The sequence below is a fragment of the Salinibacter sp. genome (assembly GCF_036626415.1).
Lineage (GTDB): Bacteria > Bacteroidota > Rhodothermia > Rhodothermales > Salinibacteraceae > Salinibacter.
The window spans coordinates 1-20651 of sequence record NZ_JAZKRW010000046.1; the positions used below are offsets into that span (position 1 = coordinate 1).

Consider the following 20651-nt stretch of genomic DNA (forward strand, 5'->3'; position numbering starts at 1 on the left):
GCCCGCGACCCAACGGTGACCGTTACGCCCTCGCCCTGCAGCGGCGCTCGCTCCAGCGCGAACCTGCTCCGTGTCGTCGTCCCCGCATTCAGCGTAAGCTCCCGCTCGACGGTCTCGTACCCGACGAACGTGACGCGGGCGGTGTACGAGCCCGGCTCGATGCCCGTGATTGTGTAGGAGCCGTCGGGCCCGGCCGCCGTGCCGTAGTCGGACTCCAGAAGCACGACGTTGGCCCCGGGCAGTGGATTCTCATTCGGGCCGACGACACTTCCGGTGAGCGTAGCGGCCTGCTGGGCCTGCGTCGGGGCCACCGAAAGAAGGCCCCACACGAGACCAGCGAGCACGAGAGTGGAAACGTAGCGTAGCGTCATGGGTGACCTGGCAACTTCGAGAGAGACAAACGGACGATGGACCTTGGCAAACCACATCGGGGAAACGTCCCCCGGAATTTACCACGAATGCTCACTCTATATAATCTTAAAGATTTTGACTGTCAATCCCTCGGAATCGCTTCGATGACCCCGCGGAGGCGCTTTTGCCCGAAAATGCGTGAAATTACACGAAAGAAGCATTCCAACTTTCTCGGCCTCACGTTTGTAGAGTCCGTACTTCTCGCAATTCCCACTTCCATATGTGTGCGTCTGCTGGCTCCTCGGCTCTCGACGACCGGATCCACACCGTTGCTCGTGCCCGGGGCACGTCCCCCGTCGCGGTGCTGGGCCAGTGCCTCCTCGGCCCCCTGTCCGCTCCGGACCGGCCCGGCCCCCGCCACACCCTGCTGGCCGTGTGCCCCAACTCAACGGCCGTGGCCCGGGCGGCCCTGCTCGCCGCGAAAGAAGCCAACACGCCCCTGCTCTACGCCGCCACCCTCAACCAGGTGGATCGCGACGGCGGCTATACCGGCTGGACGCCCGACGCGCTGGCGGCCTTCGTGGCGGACGAGGCCGACCGGCTCGGGGTCGAGGTCCCAGTGTTTCTCGGCCTCGACCACGGTGGGCCCTGGGCCAAGGACGCCCACGCCGACGCGGGCCTCTCGCCCGACGCGGCGATGCGGGAGGCGAAGCGGTCCATCACCGCGTGCATCGACGCCGGGTACGACCTGCTCCACCTCGACCCCGCTGCGGGCCCGCCCGACGCGCCCGACGAACCGCTGTCCCTCGGCACGCTCGTGGAGCGCACCGTCTCCCTTCTGCAACACGCCGAGGCGGCCCGGGCAGCGCGGGACCGTCCCCCGCTCGCCTACGAGGTGGGGACCGACGAGGCCCGGGGCGGATTGCAGTCCCCCGACCGGATGCGCTCGTTCCTCCGTCGCCTCCACACGGCCCTCGATGCCCACGGCCTGCCCCGTCCGTCCTTCGTCGTGGGCGACCTCGGCACCCGGCTCGACTCCGGCCGCTTCGACGCGGACCGGGCCCGGCAGTTCGTGGCCGCCGCTGGGGAGACCGGCACGCTCGTGAAGGGCCACTACACCGACGACGTAGATGTCCCCGCCGACTATCCGCTGAGCGGGGTGGGGGGGGCCAACGTGGGCCCGGGCCTCTCGGCCGTAGAGGCCGCGGCGGTGCGCGATCTGGCCGCTCTGGAGGCACAACTCGACGGCGATTCCGGCGTCATGGACGCGCTGCGAACGGCTGTGGTCGACAGCGGACGCTGGACGAAATGGCTCCGCCCGGACGAGCAGGGCACCGCCTTCACGGCACTGCCGGAGGATCGGCAGCGCTGGCTCGTGGAGACGGGCAGTCGCTACGTGTGGGCCGACCCGGACGTGCAGGCCGCCCGTGCCGAACTCTACGAACACGTGGCGCCGTACCGGGACGCGGAGGCGTTCGTGCTGTGGCGGCTCAAGGCGGCCATCCTGCACTACATGCACGCCTTCAACCTCGTTGGCCTCACCGCCCCACTGATGGAGGCCCTCCCAGAGGAGACATCTTGAACTGCACCCCGACCCCTCGCCCTGCGCGCAGTCACCGCTTCATAGCCAACGTCACGCCGTCGGCCAGCGGCAGCATGCTCAGGTCCACCCGCCCGTCGTCGTGCATCTTCTCGTTGAGGCGCTGGATGGCCCGCACGCTCTCGTCGTCCACGTCCGGATCGGCGACCTGCCCACCGCGAAACACGTTGTCGAGCACAATGACGCCGCCGGGCCGCAGCAGCCGGAGCGACTGCTCGTAGTAGGTGTCGTAGCGCTCCTTGTCCGCGTCGATGAACGAGAAGTCGAAGGTCCCGTCTTGACCGTCGTCGACCAGCGCCGCGAGCGTCTCCTCAGCGGGCGCGATGCGGAGGTCGATGCGGTCGGCCACGCCCGCCTCCGTCCAGTAGCGACGCGCAACCTCCGTGTACTCCTCGCTCACGTCACAGGCGACGAGCGTCCCCGTCGGGGGCAGGGTCGACGCCACGGCGAGCGCGCTGTAGCCGGTGAAGACGCCGACCTCAATCGTGCGGCGGGCCCCAATCAGCTGAACCAGAAACCGGAGGAACTGTCCCTGCTCCGGGGCAATCTGCATGTTCGACTTCGGATGCTCGGCCGTCTCCGCCCGGAGGCGCTGCATCACCTCGGGCTCGCGGAGCGACACGGACAAGAGATACTCGTGTAGCTCGTCCGACAGGCCGATCGACTGAGTAGACATGGCAGGGGGTGGGAGCAATGATATGCGATCGTGTTGACCGCATGGCTTGGTGAGGCCAACGTTCCTCGCGTCTTCTCTCCGGCGGCCCGTGCCACCGCCCTCACACCCCGCATCGCCACGACAGCACGCGCCCCGGCTCGCCATCGTCGATCGCGTAGATCCGCTTGCCTCGTCCCTCGAAGTACGACATCGCCGTGACCACCTCCATCGTTTCGTCCCCGTTCGCGTCGAGCACCGCGGCCACGCGGTAGGTGGAGGGGGCGCACTCTCCAAGACACGCCTCCCGGTAGTACTCCGCCTCCACGGCTCGTTGCCGCACCGCCCCGTCGACGACCGTCCGCAGGAGCACAAGGCCGTAGTCGCCGGCCTGCGCGGACGTCGCCGAGCCTCGGGCCCGATGCGACACGACCAGAACCTCCATCGTCTCGTCCCCGTCCAGGTCTACGCGCAGGACCTGGTCAAGGGACACGGCCGCGGCCTCAATCTCGATTCCCTGCCCACGAAGATGCTGCGCGACCGCGGTCTTATAGACCGCCTGCGTGGTGTCCTGGACCTGCGGCGCGCGGGGAAGCAGGGGCCAGGAACCCGCAACGGCAATCACGTCGCGCGGGGAGGCGGGGCGAGGCCGGATCTGCACCGCTGGGTTGTCGCAGGTTTCTCTCGGCGGCTCGGACGCCGAGCCCGCCCGTGTGCCCAGCGTATCGTTCCCTTGAATCAGCCTGTAGCTTTGCCCCGCCTCCACGTAGTCCACGGCCCGGCCGGCAGACACCCACTCGTCGCCCCGGCTCGCCCCAAACAGTTGGCCCTCGCCAACATCGACGATCGGAGCGACGGCGGTGGACCCGCGTGCCGGGCCGGAGGCCCTGTCGCCCGACGCGGCCTCCGGCCGACACTCGGCCCCGAGGACAAAGAGCAAAACGAGGAGCCCCGCGCATCCCCCGCGGATGGCAACATGCAGACGACAGATCACGATTCGGGGCGGAATTGGTCGAGCCAGGCATCGGTTTTGGGGTGCTGGGCGAACGTGGTGACGGCACTCTCAATGGCCTTCCGACTCGCCTGCCCGGCCAGCTCGTCTGAAATGGTGGCGTAGAGGGCTTCGAGAAGGCGGAGCGGCGTCTTCTCGGTCGCGTCCGCCACGCCCCGAAATCCCCGCTCGGCCGCCGCGTCGAGGAGATCGTCCCAGACGCGATCGAGCACGCGGTACAGTCCCTCCTCGGTCGCCCCCTCGTCGCCCTCCGCAATCCCGAGCGCACGGAGCACCGCCCGGGACGCCCCGTTGGTTTCCGGGCCCGTGCGCCCATCCACCGTCACGGGCTGATCGAACAGGTGGGTCAGTGCCATCTGCCAGTACGTGACCCGCGACTCATGGGCCGCCACGAACCCCGGCTCTCCCCGGCCGGACACGTGGAAGTGATCCTGATGGGCGGCGTCAAATTTGTAGTTGAGCACGGTCCCGATGTGCTTTCGGAGCACCGATTCGACGGCGAGGTAGAAGGCTCGATCGTTCGGGTACTGGTTCGTAATGAACGCCTTGTCGGCCCAGAAGATGCCGTCGATGTCGAACGCCCGCCCTGCGCCGTGCATGCCGCCCTTGTCCACGTACGCCCCGGCCGAGGTGATGACCTCCGCCGGCCCGAGCGGACAGACGGCCCAAAGCTCCTCGAAGGCCGCGTGCAAGGTGTCCTCGAACGACTCCGTGCAGTGAAAGGTGTAGGGAATGCCGCGGGTCCCGTACCCGGCGTCCGGGGCACGGTCGTAGTGGACGGGCACGCCTGCGAGCGCATCGAATGAGTTCTCGGGCTTGGGCATGGGTGGTGGGAGGGCTCATGAACGAACTGGCGATCGACTGCGGGCCCCGTAGACACGGACGGCGGCCTCGGCATAACGTCGGGGCCAGGCGACCGCGACGCGACGCAGCGGGCCGCAGACGTAGAGTCGGACGCGGAGGCAAATTGGACCTGCCGAAGCGGCTCGCTCCGGGCGAGGGCATGCCTCCTGAACGCGACGTGACGCCCCGGGTACAACAACCTTCAGCACGTTCAGTCTCTGGCGCGCCTCAACCTCTTTCTGTTCCCCTCGGTCGGCACTCGACACGGTTCCCCTTCCTCCTATGAGCCCCCAAATTCTCTGGGTCGACGACGAGATCGACCTGCTCCGCTCCCACGTTATGTTTCTGGAAGAGAAGGACTACGAGGTTTCGACCGTAGCCAACGGGGCGGACGCGGTGGACCTGGTGCAGCAGCGCCCCTTCGATGTGGTCCTGCTCGACGAGCAGATGCCGGGCATGGAGGGACTGGAGACCCTCGACGCCATCAAGGACGAGCAGCCCGACCTGCCGGTGGTGCTCGTGACCAAGAGTGAAGAGGAAGACCTGATGGAGGCCGCTCTCGGCAACCAGATCAGTGACTACCTCACCAAGCCCGTCAATCCGAGCCAGATCCTCCTCACCTGCAAGCGGCTCCTGGAGCAGTCGCAGATCCGACAGGAAGCCCTCTCGCAGCAGTACCTGCAGTCGTTCAACGAGATCTCTCAACGGCTCCGCGGCCCCCTTTCTCATCACGAATGGGTCGAGCTGTATCAAACCCTCGTGGAGTATGACCTGGAGTTGACGGACGACGAGGGCGCCCGGCAGGTCTTCCAGGACCAATTTGAAGAGGCAGATCGCGAGTTTGGGGTGTTTGTGGAGGAGCAGTACCCGGACTGGATGGGACGTGTCGACGAGGCGCCCGGGCCGAACCGTCCGGTGCTGTCCCAGGAGGTGGTGCCCGAGTTCGTACTGCCGGAGACGGGGGACCGCCCCGTCGTCTTCTTCGTGATCGACTGCCTGCGGTACGACCAGTGGCTCGAAATTTCCGAGCTGCTCCGGCCGCACTACACCATCGACACGGACTTTTACATGAGCATCCTGCCTACGGCGACCCCCTACTCCCGAAACGCGATCTTCAGCGGCATGCTGCCGGTCGACCTCGTGGACCGCTTTCCCAAGGCGTGGCAGACGAGCGAAGAGAGCGAGCACAGCCGCAACCAGTACGAAGACGCCCTGCTTCGGCACCAGCTCGACCGGCACCACCGCGAGGACCTGAGCATCCGCTACGACAAGCTCATTACGGGGGAGGACGGGCAGCAACTGGCCCAGGACGCGGCCAACCTCACGCAGCACGACCTGAGTGCCGTCGTCGTCAACTTCATCGACATCCTCGCCCACAGCCGCTCCGAGTCGGACGTGCTGAAGGAGCTGGCCCCGGATGAGGAGGCCTACCGGGCCCTCACGCGCACCTGGTTCGAGCACTCCTGGCTTCTCGACATGCTGCGGGCCCTGTCCAACACGGACTGCACGGTCGTCCTCACCAGCGACCACGGCGCCGTGCGCAGCCTGCAGTCGACCAAGGTGATTGGCGACCGCGAAACCTCTACGGCCCTCCGCTACAAGTATGGGAGCAACCTGAAGTGCGACGAGGACGATGCCATCTTCGTGCGCGAGCCGGAACGGTTTGGGCTGCCCAGCTACGGCATGAACACGACCTACCTCTTCGCCAAGCAGGACTATTACTTTGTGTACCCCACCAACTTTCACCACTACGAGAACCTCTACCGAGACACCCTGCAGCACGGCGGGGCCTCGATGCAGGAGATGATTCTACCGGTCGCGACGCTCAGGCCGAAGGGGTAAGCCTGAATCGGTCCAACGAATCCATGCCCGATGACCCGTGGTGCGTGAAACGTCGTGGCCAAACGACACCGGCCCCCTCTTCACGCATTACGCTTCACCCTCCCCCCCATGCCCGAAACGACACGCAACACGATCCAGGATCTCCTCCCCCGAACGACCGACTCGGTGGAGGCCACCATGGCACTTGGGGCCCGGATCGCAAACATGCTCGCCCCGGGGGCCGTCCTCGCACTGTACGGCGACCTGGGCTCGGGGAAGACCCACTTCGTGAAAGGCATCGCGAAGGGCCTCGGCCTTGCCCCCGCCGAGGTCCGAAGCCCCACCTTCACGATCCTCGCCGTCCACGACGAGGGCGAGCGGCCGCTCTACCACTTCGACGCCTACCGCGTGCAGACCCCCGACGAGTTTGTGGAGCTGGGCTTTGAGGAATACGTCCACGGCGAGGGGATCACCTGCATCGAGTGGGCGGACCGGATTGCCGACCGGCTTCCGCCCCACACGGTCCACCTCCACTTCCACCACGCGACCCCGTCGGAACGACGGATCACCCTCGGCGCGCCGGACGATGCCTCTCCCGGTGCTGATCGCTGACCCCTGGCCGAGGCGTTCCGACGAAAGCATCTGTACGCCAATGGTGCTCCCCTTCCACTCCCCAACGTCCTACCCCCAACGCGCATGTCTGACGATCCCCTCGCCCTTCTCCTCGACCGCCCCCAGTACGCCAACGTCGCCGACGACGCGTACGCCCCGGGCCTGGACCGGATGCGAGTCCTGATCGACGGAATGGGAAACCCGCACGAGGCGCTCCGGGCCGTGCACGTGGCCGGGACGAACGGGAAGGGATCGACCGCCGCCATGACCGCGGCCATCGCCACCGCGGCGGGACTCAAAACCGGCCTCCACACCTCCCCACACCTCACGCACGTCACCCAACGGATGCGCGTGGACGGCACGCCCGCCCCCACCGACTGGCTCGGCGACGTGCTCAACGAACACCGGGCACTCATTGAAGAGGTGCAACCCAGCTTCTTCGAACTCGCCGTCGCACTCACCTTCCGCTACTTTGCCGAGCAGGACGTGGACCTGGCGGTGATCGAGGTCGGCCTGGGCGGGCGCCTCGACTCGACGAACGTGCTCGCTCCGGCCCTGTCGGTGATCACGCACGTCGGCCTCGACCACACCGACATGCTGGGCGACACCCTCGACGCCATTGCCCGCGAGAAGGCCGGCATCATCAAGCCCGGGACGCCCGCCCTCAGCGCCGTTGCGCAACAGGAAGCGCAGGCCGCCATTGCGGAGGTCGCCGCCGAACAGGACGCGCCGCTCCACCGGCTCGACGACGAGGCGACCTGGACGACGCACCGGTCCGACCTCACCGGCAGCGTCTTCACGCTCGACACCCCCGCCCGCCGCTACGACCGCCTCTCGCTGTCGCTCGCCGGCCCCCACCAGCAGCGGAATGCCGCCCTCGCCGTGCGGGCCGCGGAGCTCACGTTCCTAACGGGCGAGGGCGATGCGTCTGCCGAGGCGGCCGTGCGTGACGGGCTCGGCGACGTGCGGGGCCGTACGGACTTCCACGGGCGGCTCGACGTGCTTCAGGAGGAGCCCCTGATCGTGGTCGACGTGGGGCACAACCCGCCCGCCATCGCCGCCACCCTCGACACCGTAGCGCCCGTCGTGGCCGGCCGCGGCGGCACGCTGCACGTCTGCCTCAACGCCGTGCGCGGCAAGCAGCTCGACGAGACGGCCCGCCTGCTCGCCGAGCACGATGCGGTCGTGACGCCCATCCCCATCGACACGAAGCGCGCCCTCCCGCCCGACGAAATTGCCGAGCGGCTGCGGGCCCAGGGCGTGACGACAACCGCCCCACGGCCCCTCGCCGACGCGCTCGACGCGTTCGAACGGACCGCCGCACCGACGGACGGGCTGCTGCTCACCGGCTCGCACAAGCTCGTGGACGTGCTTCCGCCTGCGTTCCGCGACTGACTTGTCTCTCCTCATTCCTCCTCGTTTTCCCACTCCTCTCCATGCTCTTCCCCGCCCGCGACGACGAGTTGCCCTTCGACGACGTCCCACGCGTGCTTCTCTTCACGGGCAAGGGCGGCACCGGCAAGACCACCTGCGCCGCCGCGACGGCCCTCCGCGCAGCCCGCGACGGCCACAAGACGCTCGTCCTCTCCTCGGATCCCGCCCACAGCCTCGCCGACGCGCTCGACCAGGAGCTCGGGCCCGAGGCCCAGGAGGTGCGCGACGACCTCTTCGCCCAGGAGGTGGACCTCTACTACTCGATGAAGAAGCACTGGGGCAACATGCGGGAGCTGATGCTCACCGTCTTCCGCTGGCAGGGCGTCGACCAGATCGCCGCCGAAGAACTGGCCGCCCTGCCGGGCATGAACGAGGGATCCGTGCTGCTGTGGCTCGAAGAGGCCCTCCGCGAAGCCGACTACGACCTTATCATCGTAGACAGCGCCCCGACCGGCGAGACGCTCACCCTCCTCACCCTGCCCCAGGTGACGCAGTGGTGGCTGGCGAAGGCCTTCCCGTTTCAGAAGCTGGCCGTCAAGTCGCTCGGCTTCGGCGTCCGCAAGACCACCGGCATCCCGCTGGACAAGGGCTACGAGGAGCTGGAGGTCATTTTCGAGAAGCTGGAGCGCGTACAGCAGGTCCTGTCGACCCCGTCGACCACCTCGATCCGGCTCGTCACGAACCCCGAAAAGATGGTGATCGAGGAGGCGCGGCGGGCCTTCACGTACCTGCAGCTGTACGGCTACGGCGTGGACAGCGTCATCGTGAACCGCGTGCTGCCCGAGGACGAGGTGCCGGAAAATTCCTTCTTCGAGGGCTACGTGCAGTCGCAGCGCGCATACCTGGAAGAGATCGAGCAGAGCTTTCGGCCCCTCCCCATCCTCCAGGTGCCGCATCTGGGCGAGGAGGTGTTCGGGGCCGAGCGACTGGGCCGCATCGGGGACGCGATGTACGCGGACCGATCTCCGACGGACGTGTTCTACGACGAGCCCACGTTCACGGTGCAGGAGGACGGCGACGCGTACGTGCTGGAGCTGCGGCTCACGTTCGCGGAGGCCGAAGACCTCGACGTGCGCCAGCTCGGGGACCAGCTCGTGGTGCAGGTGGCCAACCAGCGCTCCAACTTCATCCTCCCCAACTTTCTGAACTACTACACCATGACGGAGGCGGACCTACAGGACGGATGCCTGCATGTCCGCTTCACTCCGGATGGGGACGCCGCTTCGAATTGAGCACGAGAGAAGATCGCCTGCTCACTTCCGCCTCCCCCTTCCCTCATACCTCTTCCCTCCTTCCCTCACCCCCCACGAACCCGTCCGGATCGTCTCCGTTGAGGCGGTGTCTCGTGTTCGCGCCGCTCCCGATCGCCCGAGCTTCCAGCGCTCATGTCCGTGCCCGACGCCCTCTTAAAGCAGCTCTACACGTTTGGCAGCCTCGAGAATACCGACCGAGGCGTCGAGTTTGCGCTGAAGAACCGACTCAAGGACGCCACGCTCACCGGGCTCTCCGACATCCAAATCGACGGCGACGCAGTGCCGCCGGACCGGGTCCATCTCTTCATGGGAGAGGGCGAGCCCTACGCGGCCAACGAGATTTCCGAGGAGACCCCGATCGGCTTCCCCCTGCGCCGCACTCTTCACGTGCGGGCCGACCGCCCGGCGCTGGAGACCGGCAAACACACCCTCGAGCTGACCTTCCGGGCCGAGCCGTTTGGGACGCTCACCTTCTCGGTCGAGGACTCGATCTCTGGGCAGGATGAGGCCCTGAAGCGCATTCCGCGGGCCCCGGACAACAACCACAGCCCGGCCATCATCGACGAGCGGCAACAGTTCGTCGAGGACTACAGCGACACCTCGCTCGACCACGTGCCCCAGTACTCGTTCGACCCCGAGGTGACCGACGGCAACGTCGAAAACTTCACCGGCGTCGCCCAGATTCCGCTCGGGGTTGCCGGCCCGCTCACGGTGCACGGCGAGCACGCGCAAGACGACGTGCTGATTCCCCTCGCCACGTCCGAGGGCACGCTCGTGGCCTCCTACAACCGGGGCATCAAGGTGTGCAATTTGAGCGGCGGCGTGGAGGCGACCGTGTCCGGCGACTGCATGCAGCGTGCCCCGGTCTTCATCTTCAACAACGCCCGGGAGGCGCGCGATTTTACCCACTGGGTGGACGACCACATGGACGCCGTCCGGGCGGAGGCGGAGGCCACCTCCAGCGTCGCGGAGCTGCTCTACATCGACCACTACCTGTCAAACCACTTCGCGTACCTGCGCTTCAACTACCGCACCGGCGACGCCGCGGGGCAGAACATGGTGGGGCGCGCCACCTTCGCCGCCTGCGGCTGGATCATGGACCAGTACCCGGGCTCGGTCGAACACTTCTACCTGGAGTCGAATTTCGCGACGGACAAGAAGGCCTCGCAGGTGAACGTGATGCGGACACGGGGAAAGCGCGTGACGGCGGAGGCCACCATTGACCGGGACACGCTCGCCCAGCACATGCGGGTCGACCCCGAAGACCTCCACCACCACTGGAACGTGTCGACCGTGGGGGCCTTCCTCTCCGGCGCCAACAACAACGGCGGCCACTCGCCCAATGCCATCACGGCCCTCTTTATTGCGACGGGCCAGGACGTGGCAAACGTCTCCGAGTCGTCGGCCGGCGTTCTCTACACCGACCTGACCGACGACGGCGACCTCTACATCTCGCTCACCATTCCGTCCCTCATCGTGGCCACCTACGGCGGGGGCACGGGGCTGCCCACCCAGCGCGAGTGCCTCGAGATCATGGGGTGCTACGGCAAGGGGAAGGTCCACAAGTTTGCCGAGATCGTGGCGGCGGCCACGCTGGCCGGCGAGCTGTCGCTGGGCGCCGCCATCTCGTCCTCCGACTGGGTCTCCAGCCACGAGACCTACGGCCGAAACCGGTGACCGGGCACGAGAGCGTAGGCGCGTGGGAGTAAGAGAGCAAATACGCTTCTGCCCATATCCACGCCCAACGTTCAACCTTCAACGTTTCAACCTTCAACGCGAATGCTATCAGCCCTTGAGGTCGCCATTCCAGTGCTGTACGCGGTGGCCATCGTCGTCCTTACGGCCTACGGCGGCAACCTGCTCTGGCTGGCCCTCGTCCGCGCCAACACCGAGACCCTGCGCGACGGCCCGGTGCCAGCCCCCGACGCCCTACCAGCGCCCGCCGACGACTGGCCCGTCGTGACGGTGCAGCTGCCCCTCTACAACGAGGCCGAAGTGGCGCGGCGCCTTATCGACGCCTGCGTAGACCTCGACTACCCCCGCGCCAAACTCGAAATCCAGGTCCTCGACGACTCGACCGACGAGACGACCGAGCGGGTGGCCCGCCGCGTCGCCCACTGGCAGAACGAGGGCGTCGACATTACCCACGTGCGCCGCGACGACCGCACCGGCTACAAGGCCGGCGCCCTCGCCCACGGACTGCAGCTCGCCCGGGGCGACCTCGTCGCGATTTTCGACGCCGACTTTGTGCCCCGCCCGTCGTTCCTCCGTCGCCTGGTCCCCCGCTTCTTCGACGCCCCCGACCTCGGCATGGTACAGGCCCGCTGGGGCCACCTCAACCGGGACGACTCCCTGCTGACGAAGGTGCAGGCCTTTGGGCTCGACGCCCACTTCGCGATTGAGCAGCGGGTGCGCGAGCTGGCCGGGTGCTTCCTCAACTTCAACGGCACCGCGGGCGTCTGGCGTCGCGCCTGCATCGAGGACGCGGGCGGCTGGCAGCACGACACGCTCACCGAAGACCTCGACCTCAGCTACCGCGCTCAACTGCGGGGCTGGACCCTTACCTACCTCTCCTCTGCAGAGGCCCCGGCCGAGCTGCCCCCCGACATGAACGCGCTCCGCTCGCAGCAATTTCGGTGGGCAAAGGGCGGGGCCGAGACGGCCCTCAAGCTGACAGGGCGCCTCTGGCGCTCAACGCAGCCGTGGCGGGTGAAGCTGGAGGGCACGTTCCACCTCACGGCCCACTTCGCCTTTCCCTTTATTCTGCTTGCCGCCCTCACCCATGCGCCCCTACTGCTGCTGAAGGGGCTGGGCCGGGGGCCCGGGGAGGTGTACTTTGCCATCATGGGGTTTGGCCTGTTCGGGTTCGCCGGCTTTTTCCTCGCCCAACTCTTCGCCCAGCGGGCCCTCCATCCCGACTGGCGACGGCGCCTCCGCCTCTTCGTGCCGTTCATGGCCGGCACCATGGGCCTCTCCCTCAGCAATACGAGCGCCGTCTGGCAGGCCCTCCGTGGCACCGACACCGCGTTTGTTCGCACGCCGAAATACGGCGCCACGACCGGCGACGGCTGGTGGGAGAGCCGCTACGCCATCCGCGAGGTGCCCGGGGTCGTGTGGGGCGAGCTGGCGCTGGCCCTCTACTCGACCGCCGGCCTCGTCGCCGTGGTCGGACTCGGCGAGTGGGCCGCCGTGCCGTTCCAGGCGCTCTTTGCCCTCGGGTTTGGGCTGGTGGCCGCGTCGAGCCTGCGGCAGGCCCTCACGGCCCAGCAGGCCCCCGCGGCTTCTGCCCCGGCCTCATCGCCGGCCGCCTGACCCTCGCCCCGGCCTCTTTCGGCGGACACGTGGCCACCGTGCGCGCCCCCGTCGGGAACCCCCGTCCGCGCCCGTCATTGTCCCTGTCCTCTCTTCGGTTCCGAGCGCTCCACAGTGCCCCGTCATGTCGCTGCCCGACCTCCAAGAGCCCCTCGCCCTGCTCGAACAAGAGGACTACGGCGCCGCCATCGCGATGCTTGAGGACACGGTGGCGGCCCTGCCGGCCCACCTGGGGGCGCACGTGCTGCTGGCCCACGCGTACGAGAGCCGGGAGCGCTGGGAGGACGCCCTCCAGTCGTGGGCGGAGGCGCGCCTCCTGATGCCGAACAGCCCGATCGCCGAGACCGGCACGCAGCGCGTCCTTCGTCGCCTGGAGGAGCACGACGGACACTCTTTTACCTTTGCCTTTCCGCCGCCCCTCAGGCCCCAATCCCCGCCCGACGCCGGCACAGACGCGGCCCCGGACGGCGACGAATCTCCCCCACCCGACGAGCAGGGGGACGACGCCTCGACCGACGAGGACGCCGGCCTCGCCCAGCTGCGGCGTCAGGCCGAGCGGGAGGCCCGGCAGGGCGGCGCCCGCCCGGACCTGTCCGACGCGTCCTCCGCGCCCGACCGTCCGTCGCCCCCCGATGCGTCTCCGCCCACCCCCGAGGAACAGGTGGAGCAGCTCGAGGACGAGGGCGACGCCGACGACCTCGACCACCTCATTGACGAGCTGCAGTCGGCCCGCATCGAACCGGAGCCGGACGCCGGGGCCGACGCGCCGCCCTCTAAACCGGACACTCCAGACAGTGCGGACGACGCCGAGGGCACAGAAAACGAGGACGAAGAGATTGTCTCGGAAACCCTGGCCCGCATCCACGAGGGCCAGGGCGACTACCAGGAGGCTGCCCGCATCTACGCCACGCTGGCCGAGCAGGAGCCCGATCGGGCCGATGAGTTTCGGGAAAAGGCCGGCCAGATGCGCGAGAAAGCCGACGGCACCGACGGCGACGGATAGACAGAAAATCAACTTCAGCACGCGGCTGCTTGACACAACCCCCGTCCGCACCCCCACCACTCGTCGTCCCGAATGGACGCGCTCCTCGCCCTTCATCGTCAGTCGCGCCGTACGGTCGTGGGCCTCATGTCCGGCACCTCGCTCGACGGCGTGGATGCTGCGCTCGTGCACCTCGACGACAGCGGCCCGGATCTGACGATGGAATCCGAAGCGTTCGTTCATGTCCCGTACCCCGGGCCCCTCCAAGAACTCATCCACAAGACGACCTCGAGCTCGTCGTCAATTCGGGACGTGACGCGCCTTGACGCCCGTCTTGCCGAGGCGTACGCAGACGCTGTGGGGAACGTGCTGGAGGAGGCCGGGACGGATCGGGAGGCCCTCGACCTCGTGGGCGCCCACGGACAAACGGTGTGTCACCTTCCCGAGCCGACAGACTGCGCCGGCGAGGCGGTTCGGGCCACCCTCCAGCTCGGCAACTCCTCAACGCTCGCCACGCGGCTGGGGGTGCCGGTCGTCGGCAACTTTCGCGCGGCGGACCTGGCCCTGGGCGGCCAGGGCGCCCCGCTCGTGCCGTACTTTGACCACGTCGCCTTCACCGACGCGGACGAGCCCCGCGGGCTGCTGAACCTCGGCGGCATCGCCAACCTCACGGTGCTGCCCGCGGGGGGGGCGCCGGACGCCGTGCGCGCCTTCGACACGGGCCCGGCCAACATGGTGATCGATGCCCTCGCCGCCCGGCTGTTCGATGCCGCGATGGACCGAGACGGCCGCCACGCCGCGCAGGGCACGCCCGATCACGACCTGCTCGCCGACCTGCTGGAGGGCGACTTCTTCCGCCGCGAGCCGCCGAAGTCCACCGGACGGGCCGACTTCGGAGCGGGCTACGTGGATCGACTGCTGAGCGCGGCCCAGTCCCGCGGCCTGTCCCCGGAGGACACGATGGCCACGGCCACGCTCCTCACCGCCGCCTCCGTCTACCAGGCGTATGCCCAGTACGTCCGGCCCGCGCAGTCCATCGAGCGCCTCATCGTGAGCGGGGGCGGCGTGCACAACGACGCGCTCCTGCGGATGCTGAAGGACGCGTTCGCCCCCATCCCGGTCGAGTCGATCGCCGAGCACGGCGTGGACCCGGACGCGAAGGAGGCCCTCTGCTTTGCCGTTCTGGCCCACGAGACGGTTAACGGCGTGCCTACGAACCTGCCGTCGGTGACCGGGGCGTCGGCGCGCACACGTCTCGGCTCCCTCAGCGTGCCGGGCCCGTAACGATCGACTGAGCGCCGGGCTGGGGCATGGCCTTGGCAAAAAGCCGACGAAAGGCCCGCCTCTCCCAGACTGACCACAAACATGCCCCTGCCGCCGGGATATAGAAGATTCGACAGTCGCTGCCTTTTCTGAACGTAAACGCCCCCATGGACCCCCAGGAGCAGTCCGACCAGACCGCCCTCGCCGAAATCGGCGAATTCGGCCTCATCGCCATGATGCGCGACACGCTCGGCGAGCCGACCGACGACACCATCGTGTCGGGCATCGCCGACGACGCGGCCGTCTACCGCGTCGACGACGAGCGCGTACACGTGCTCACCACGGACACGCTCGTGGAGGGCGTCCACTTCGACCGTGCCTTCATGCCCCTGGAGCACCTCGGCTTCAAGGCCCTGTCGGTCAACGTGAGCGATGTGGTGGCCATGAACGCCTCGCCCCGCTACGCCACCGTCTCGATCGGCCTCCCGCAGAACGTGTCCGTCGAGATGATCACCACGGTGTACGAGGGGCTCAAGCAGGCCTGCGGCGCCTACGACATGCACATCGTGGGGGGCGACACGAACGCGTCCCACGGCCTCTCGCTCTCGATTTCGGTCGTGGGAACCGCCGACGAGGACGCCGTGGTGTACCGCAAAGGGGCGCAGGTGGGGGATAAGATCTGCGTGACGGGCGACATCGGCTCCTCGTACGCAGGCCTGAAGGTGCTGCTGCGGAATCGAGAGCGGCTCCAAGAGCAGGAGGAAGACTTCGAGCCGGACCTCGACCCGTACTCCTACGTCATTCGCCGTCACTTGGCGCCGCCGGCCCAGCTCAAGACGGTTCGCGACTGGGCGGACGCGGGCGTGCAGCCGACTTCTCTCATCGACATTTCGGATGGGCTCTCTGCCGAGGTGCACCACATCTGCGAGGCCAGCGGCACAGGGGCACAGCTCTACGAGCCGGCCCTGCCCATCGACCCGGAGACCCGCAATACGGCGACGGACTTCGGGGAGGACGTCACCGTCTACGCCCTGTTCGGGGGCGAGGACTACGAGCTGGTGTTCACGATGCCGGAGGACGAGCTCGACGCCCTCGACCCGCAGAGCTACACGGTGGTGGGCGAGATTGTGGAGCCCGGCGACTCCGAGCCCCCAATTAAGATCCAGCGGGCCCACGGCGAGAATGTCCCCCTTCAGCCCGGCGGCTTCGACCACTTCGACGATTCGTCTGCTGCTCCGTTGGCGTAGCCCTCGACCGCTACTCCTCGATGGCCTCCTGGCATGCGTTCCGAAGGGCCTGGAGCTCATCCCTGAGGCGGTCAACCTCGCTCTCCAACGTGTCTAGGGCCGCCGCGGCCTCCGCAAAATTGTCTTCGTAGCCCATCTCTTCGAGCACCTGGGCCGCCTCACTGACGGGACGGGCCCGCAGGCTCCCGGCGGCCCCTTTCAGGCCGTGCGCCTCTCGCTCGAGGGCGTTCCCGTCTTCGTTCTCAACCGCCTCCCGGATGCCCTCCATGTAGTCGGGGCAGTCGTCCAAGAATGAGCCGATGAGGGTCGCGATGAGCTCAGGATCGCCGTCCAGCAGGTCACTGAGGGCGTCCCGGTCAAGGGCAGATGTGGCCATGGGGGCTCCGTCGTCTGGATCGAATCAGTACGGCCTCGGCATGTCGAGTGCCCGGCGCGGCGGGGACGACATTCGCCCTCGCCCCACGCAGAGGTCAAAAGGGGCGTCTCTCCGCTTCTAGCAGCCGACCCGGAGAATGCCCTCTTGTCCGCCGAAACGCCGCGTACAGTGCCGTTCCGAGGCGTCGCTCGCGGGGCTACCGTAGCCGCAAGAAGCATGCGAGAAATGCAAGGCTGTCCCCCTATGGTCTATTTACGGTCTTTGCCGCGCGCAGGGCGACGGGGGCCACTGATTGAGCCAGGCGTGTCGCTGGACGTGGCGACGGTGATAGCCGGGGGCCTGTCCGATGGGAGAACCGGGCGGCGCATCGACGGAAGACGGGCGGGCCGCCGCGTCGTGAGCCCGGTCGAAAAATCGCTCAATCGACGCCTGGATGGCGGTTCGGTGGGCGTCGGTCTCCGCGTCCTGTCCCGGATGCGCGGCAAGCCAGTCCCGGAGCGTGCGCAGGTGCTGTTCGAGGCGGGCCTGCACGGCCGGGGATCCGTCGGCGGCACTGGCCCGGTGGAGGAGCACGTCGGTCCACACCTGCTGCACCGTCCGCTGCACCTCGGCCCGGTACGCATCGGCGGGCGCGTCGGCCTTCCACACCGCGTCGGTGATTTGAGTGAGCGTGCCCCGGAAGCCCGGAAGGTCGGCATTGGCGTCCCGCTGCTCGATCAGACGCAGGGCCCGCTCCGGCACGGTGAGGGCGTCGAGGACCATCGTCGCCGCCACCTCGGCCGGGGCGTAGGGGTCGAACGTCGGGTCTGTACGTCCCTCGAAGAGCTCCCGGTTGTCGGGGTGGCCGGGTGGACGCGGCGGGATGCGGTCTCGGGCGCCCGCCGGCAGCGCCAGCGCTGCGGGCGTGATCGTAGAAAGCAGGGCGTCGAGGGCCGCCGTCTGCTGCGAGGCCGGCACGCGCCCGGACAGCTGCGGGTCCGTCTCTCCGCGCATAGCATACTCGTAGGCCTCGCCGCCCACGAGTTTTGCCGTGGCCGCGACCTGGTACCGATGCCGCAGGTACAGCGGCACGAGCACCTCCTCCATACGGGCCAGGGGCTCGCCGCGCTTCACGACGGCCTCCCCGAACCGGTCGAGCGCCACCTCGCGCACCCGCATCTCTCGGTCGAGGGCATCCACCATGTCAGATCCGTTCTCCCAGAGGTTGCCCTTCGGGTGGGCCGCGCCGGACGGACGGGCGTCGGCGTCGGTGACGTAGCGAAGGCCCTCCCGCTCGGCCGCCCGCACGAGGCTGTCGAGCAGGGCGGACTCGGTCTGATTCGGGCCGGGCCGGGCATAGGCGTACTGCATGGCCTTCACGTCCCACCGCTCCACGCCGGTGTCGTAGGCCTCCTCCAGCGTGATCGAGTCGCCCTGCACGCGGACCAGCGGGGCCGGGTAGTCCATCACCGAGGCGCGGTCGTTCACCGACGCGGCGAAGTTGTGGGCGAGGCCCAGCGTGTGCCCCACCTCGTGGGCCGACAACTGGCGGATCCGGGCGAGGGCCATCTCCAGCATCGGATCGTTTTCCGGAAGAAATCCGTCGGCCTGAGCGCCCTGATACGGCGCCAGTAGGCCCTCGGCCAACAGGTAGTCCTGTCGCACCCGCTGGGACCCGAGGGTGACGTGGCCCTTCAGAATTTCGCCCGTTCGGGGGTCGGTCACGGAGGCGCCGTAACTCCAGCCCCGCGTGCGGCGGTGCACCCACTGAATGACGTTGTAGCGCACGTCCATCGCGTCGGCACTGTCCGGCAGCACCTCCACGCGGTAGGCGTCCTCAAAGCCCGCGGCCTCGAACGCCTCGCCCCACCACCGCGCCCCATCGAGCAGCGCGCCGCGCACCGGCTCGGGCGTGCCGGGGTCGAGGTAGTAGACGATGGGCTCCTCGGGCGGGCACAGCCCGTCTTCGCCAGGGGCCTCTGCACAGGTGAGCCGGTGCCGGTTGACGAGCTGTTTCGTCATCGGCTCCCCAATCGGCGTCGCGAAATCCATGTAGTCGGCGTAGAAGAGCCCAGAGCGCGGGTCGAAGCGGCGCGGGCTGTACCCGGACGTGTCGGGCAACTCGATGAGCGAGTGGCGCACCCGAAGCGTGATGGCCCGGGGCGTGGCCGCCGTCTGCTCCACGTATTCGCCCGGGTCGCCGTCTGTGGTGAAGGTGAGGCGCGCCTCCAGTTCCGTGTTTTGCGGAAAGGCCTTCATGTTCTCGAGGACGGGCGCACTCCGCCCTTCGGCGAGCGAATACGCCCCCTGTCCGGTGTTTTCGAGGCGACGGCCCACCCCGTGGGCGTCGCGCACCACGAAGTCGGTCGCGTCGACCAGCACGTGGCCGTCGGGCCCCTCGGCCGCCACCTCAAACCCCCACAGGACGCCGGGCGCAAACGCCTCCCGCACGGCCTTCCGCTCGTCCCCGTTTTCGGAGGCGGCACGATAGTCGAGGTTCGGCGCCACGAGCAACACCTTCGGCCCCGCCCGCTCGAAGCGGACGACCTGTTGTCTGCCGAGCTGGCCCCGGTCGAGCCCGACGGGATTGGACCCCAGCCCGGTGGGGAGCGAGCTAACATAGAGCATCTCGGCATCGAGCCGGGAAATCTCTAGCCAAAGCCGGCCCGTTGTTTCGTCCCAGTAGGTAGGAACGTAGCCGTTCATCTTCATCATCCCCTCGGTTTTCTCGGCGATGGTGGGAAGAGCGGCCCCTTCCGTATCCTGGCCCGTCGCGGGCGGCACCGCAGGCCCCATCGCACCGAACAGAAACAGAAGAAGCATCACGCACAGGGGGCGCAGCGAGGCGAACGTGGACGTGGGGAGCATGGATGCGGAAGCGAGTTGACGAGAGGATGGAACGTGGCACTGTTCTGAACCTACGAAACCGTCCGTCGGAAACCGAAATCCCGGCCGCCACGAAATTCCCGGATTCTTTGCGACGCGACCGTGGAATTCTCATCCGCCGCGTGGGCATTTTCCGTCGGCACCCGTTAGGTTTTCGACCATGTAGATTCTACGGTGGACCCGGCATTGTCCGGCGAAGCATCGCCGTCCTGTGCGGCCTCTGGCCCTCTTCTCATCGAATAACGGACCCTTTCTCATGGAAGCAGGAAGCAACGAAGTTAAGGGCAAAATTGTCGAGGTGCTCGGCCCGGTCGTCGACGCCGAGTTTCCGCGCGACGGCGTGCCCGACATTTTGGATGCCCTCCGCATCGACCAGGAGGACGGGCGCGACCTGGTCCTGGAGGTGCAGCAGCACCTTGGCGAGCGGCGTGTGCGGGCCATCGCGATGGACTCGACCGACGGCCTGCAGCGCGGCCAGGCCATCGCAGCGACGAACCAGCCCATCAGCGTGCCCATCGGGCAAGAGATTCGGGGACGCCTCTTCAACGTCGTCGGCCAGCCGATCGACGGCCTGCCGGAGCCGGACGTCGACGAGCGCCGGGCCATCCACCAGGCCCCCCCCGACTACGACGAGCTGACGGGGTCGCAGGAGGTGCTGGAAACCGGCATCAAGGTGATGGACCTGATCCAGCCGGTGCCGAAGGGCGGGAAGGTCGGCCTCTTCGGCGGGGCCGGCGTGGGCAAAACGGTCCTCATCATGGAGCTCATCAACAACATCGCCAAGGCGCACGAGGGCCTCTCGGTCTTCTCCGGCGTTGGGGAGCGCACCCGCGAGGGCAACGACCTGCTCCGCGAGATGATTGAGGCCGGCGTGATGACCTACGGCGAAGAGTTCGAGGAGTCGATGGAGTCCGGCGGCTGGGACCTCGACAAGGTCGACTTCGACGCGATGAACAGCGAGAGCAACATCTCGCTCGTCTTCGGCCAGATGAACGAGCCGCCCGGCGCCCGGGCCCGTGTGGGCCTCA

Annotated in this window: 16 protein-coding genes and 1 pseudogene; 11 read left to right on the plus strand and 6 right to left on the minus strand. The window is 67.9% G+C overall.

All coding sequences use genetic code 11. The features are described from left to right. Nucleotides 1-371 (minus strand): carboxypeptidase-like regulatory domain-containing protein (locus V5A20_RS06965; protein WP_332326983.1); only part of this gene is annotated, 371 nt, incomplete at its 3' end. 260 nt (nucleotides 372-631) lie between these two features. Between V5A20_RS06965 and V5A20_RS06970 the strand changes: the two genes are divergently transcribed. Continuing rightward, nucleotides 632-1933, plus strand: a complete 1302-nt coding sequence (locus V5A20_RS06970; protein ID WP_332326984.1) for a class II D-tagatose-bisphosphate aldolase non-catalytic subunit — start codon at nucleotides 632-634, stop codon at nucleotides 1931-1933. A 31-nt stretch (nucleotides 1934-1964) separates the two neighbouring features. On the opposite strand, the gene V5A20_RS06975 is transcribed toward V5A20_RS06970, so the two are convergent. The 3 genes from V5A20_RS06975 to V5A20_RS06985 form a co-directional block, all read right to left on the minus strand. After that, nucleotides 1965-2627, minus strand: coding sequence for an O-methyltransferase (locus V5A20_RS06975; RefSeq protein WP_332314618.1), 663 nt, complete (start codon nucleotides 2625-2627; stop codon nucleotides 1965-1967). 100 nt (nucleotides 2628-2727) lie between these two features. Then, nucleotides 2728-3597 carry a hypothetical protein gene (locus tag V5A20_RS06980; RefSeq protein ID WP_332326985.1) on the minus strand — a complete coding sequence of 290 codons (870 nt, stop codon included), beginning with the start codon at nucleotides 3595-3597 and terminating at the stop codon, nucleotides 2728-2730. Next, nucleotides 3594-4439 (minus strand): hypothetical protein, encoded by an 846-nt coding sequence (locus V5A20_RS06985; RefSeq protein WP_332326986.1) that lies wholly within the window; start codon nucleotides 4437-4439, stop codon nucleotides 3594-3596. Before V5A20_RS06985 ends, V5A20_RS06980 begins: the two co-directional genes overlap by 4 nt. A gap of 301 nt (nucleotides 4440-4740) precedes the next feature. On the opposite strand from V5A20_RS06985, the gene V5A20_RS06990 reads away from it, so the two are divergent. The 9 genes from V5A20_RS06990 to thiL all read left to right on the plus strand — a co-directional run bounded on the left by V5A20_RS06990 (nucleotide 4741) and on the right by thiL (nucleotide 16382). Further along, nucleotides 4741-6300 carry a T9SS response regulator signal transducer PorX gene (locus V5A20_RS06990; protein WP_332314615.1) on the plus strand — a complete coding sequence of 520 codons (1560 nt, stop codon included), beginning with the start codon at nucleotides 4741-4743 and terminating at the stop codon, nucleotides 6298-6300. A 108-nt stretch (nucleotides 6301-6408) separates the two neighbouring features. Continuing rightward, nucleotides 6409-6891 carry a tRNA (adenosine(37)-N6)-threonylcarbamoyltransferase complex ATPase subunit type 1 TsaE gene (tsaE, locus tag V5A20_RS06995; protein ID WP_332326987.1) on the plus strand — a complete coding sequence of 161 codons (483 nt, stop codon included), beginning with the start codon at nucleotides 6409-6411 and terminating at the stop codon, nucleotides 6889-6891. Between the two features lie 84 nt (nucleotides 6892-6975). Further along, nucleotides 6976-8286, plus strand: a complete 1311-nt coding sequence (locus V5A20_RS07000; RefSeq protein WP_332314613.1) for a bifunctional folylpolyglutamate synthase/dihydrofolate synthase — start codon at nucleotides 6976-6978, stop codon at nucleotides 8284-8286. A gap of 41 nt (nucleotides 8287-8327) precedes the next feature. Beyond that, on the plus strand, nucleotides 8328-9557 hold the full coding sequence (locus tag V5A20_RS07005) for an ArsA family ATPase (protein ID WP_332314612.1): 1230 nt from the start codon (nucleotides 8328-8330) through the stop codon (nucleotides 9555-9557). Between the two features lie 153 nt (nucleotides 9558-9710). Next, nucleotides 9711-11255 (plus strand): hydroxymethylglutaryl-CoA reductase, encoded by a 1545-nt coding sequence (locus V5A20_RS07010; protein ID WP_332314611.1) that lies wholly within the window; start codon nucleotides 9711-9713, stop codon nucleotides 11253-11255. Between the two features lie 102 nt (nucleotides 11256-11357). Further along, on the plus strand, nucleotides 11358-12890 hold the full coding sequence (locus V5A20_RS07015) for a glycosyltransferase (RefSeq protein WP_332314610.1): 1533 nt from the start codon (nucleotides 11358-11360) through the stop codon (nucleotides 12888-12890). A gap of 124 nt (nucleotides 12891-13014) precedes the next feature. Beyond that, nucleotides 13015-13893: a tetratricopeptide repeat protein gene (locus V5A20_RS07020; RefSeq protein ID WP_332326989.1), complete on the plus strand. Its 879-nt coding sequence runs from the start codon at nucleotides 13015-13017 to the stop codon at nucleotides 13891-13893. 72 nt (nucleotides 13894-13965) lie between these two features. Beyond that, entirely contained in the window at nucleotides 13966-15156 is a 1191-nt protein-coding gene (locus V5A20_RS07025) for an anhydro-N-acetylmuramic acid kinase (RefSeq protein WP_332314608.1), read from the plus strand. Nucleotides 15157-15302: 146 nt separating this feature from the next. Further along, on the plus strand, nucleotides 15303-16382 hold the full coding sequence (thiL, locus tag V5A20_RS07030; RefSeq protein WP_332314607.1) for a thiamine-phosphate kinase: 1080 nt from the start codon (nucleotides 15303-15305) through the stop codon (nucleotides 16380-16382). Between the two features lie 10 nt (nucleotides 16383-16392). Here thiL and V5A20_RS07035 read toward each other — a convergent pair whose 3' ends face one another. Both V5A20_RS07035 and V5A20_RS07040 read right to left on the minus strand, forming a co-directional pair. Further along, complete coding sequence (locus V5A20_RS07035) at nucleotides 16393-16758, minus strand: Hpt domain-containing protein (RefSeq protein ID WP_332314606.1); 366 nt, start codon at nucleotides 16756-16758, stop codon at nucleotides 16393-16395. A 252-nt stretch (nucleotides 16759-17010) separates the two neighbouring features. Continuing rightward, a complete protein-coding gene (locus V5A20_RS07040; protein WP_332326991.1) occupies nucleotides 17011-19605 on the minus strand; it encodes a zinc-dependent metalloprotease in 2595 nt (864 codons plus the stop codon). 274 nt (nucleotides 19606-19879) lie between these two features. On the opposite strand from V5A20_RS07040, the pseudogene V5A20_RS07045 reads away from it, so the two are divergent. Continuing rightward, nucleotides 19880-20651: pseudogene (locus V5A20_RS07045) on the plus strand (F0F1 ATP synthase subunit beta); the annotation flags it as partial.

Coding starts and splice junctions, on each gene's coding strand:
- V5A20_RS06970 (WP_332326984.1), top strand. CDS start 632: ATGTGTGCGTCTGCTGGCTCCTCGGCTCTCGACGACCGGATCCACACC.
- V5A20_RS06975 (WP_332314618.1), bottom strand. CDS start 2,627: ATGTCTACTCAGTCGATCGGCCTGTCGGACGAGCTACACGAGTATCTC.
- V5A20_RS06985 (WP_332326986.1), bottom strand. CDS start 4,439: ATGCCCAAGCCCGAGAACTCATTCGATGCGCTCGCAGGCGTGCCCGTC.
- V5A20_RS06990 (WP_332314615.1), top strand. CDS start 4,741: ATGAGCCCCCAAATTCTCTGGGTCGACGACGAGATCGACCTGCTCCGC.
- tsaE (WP_332326987.1), top strand. CDS start 6,409: ATGCCCGAAACGACACGCAACACGATCCAGGATCTCCTCCCCCGAACG.
- V5A20_RS07000 (WP_332314613.1), top strand. CDS start 6,976: ATGTCTGACGATCCCCTCGCCCTTCTCCTCGACCGCCCCCAGTACGCC.
- V5A20_RS07005 (WP_332314612.1), top strand. CDS start 8,328: ATGCTCTTCCCCGCCCGCGACGACGAGTTGCCCTTCGACGACGTCCCA.
- V5A20_RS07010 (WP_332314611.1), top strand. CDS start 9,711: ATGTCCGTGCCCGACGCCCTCTTAAAGCAGCTCTACACGTTTGGCAGC.
- V5A20_RS07015 (WP_332314610.1), top strand. CDS start 11,358: ATGCTATCAGCCCTTGAGGTCGCCATTCCAGTGCTGTACGCGGTGGCC.
- V5A20_RS07020 (WP_332326989.1), top strand. CDS start 13,015: ATGTCGCTGCCCGACCTCCAAGAGCCCCTCGCCCTGCTCGAACAAGAG.
- V5A20_RS07025 (WP_332314608.1), top strand. CDS start 13,966: ATGGACGCGCTCCTCGCCCTTCATCGTCAGTCGCGCCGTACGGTCGTG.
- thiL (WP_332314607.1), top strand. CDS start 15,303: ATGGACCCCCAGGAGCAGTCCGACCAGACCGCCCTCGCCGAAATCGGC.
- V5A20_RS07035 (WP_332314606.1), bottom strand. CDS start 16,758: ATGGCCACATCTGCCCTTGACCGGGACGCCCTCAGTGACCTGCTGGAC.
- V5A20_RS07040 (WP_332326991.1), bottom strand. CDS start 19,605: ATGCTCCCCACGTCCACGTTCGCCTCGCTGCGCCCCCTGTGCGTGATG.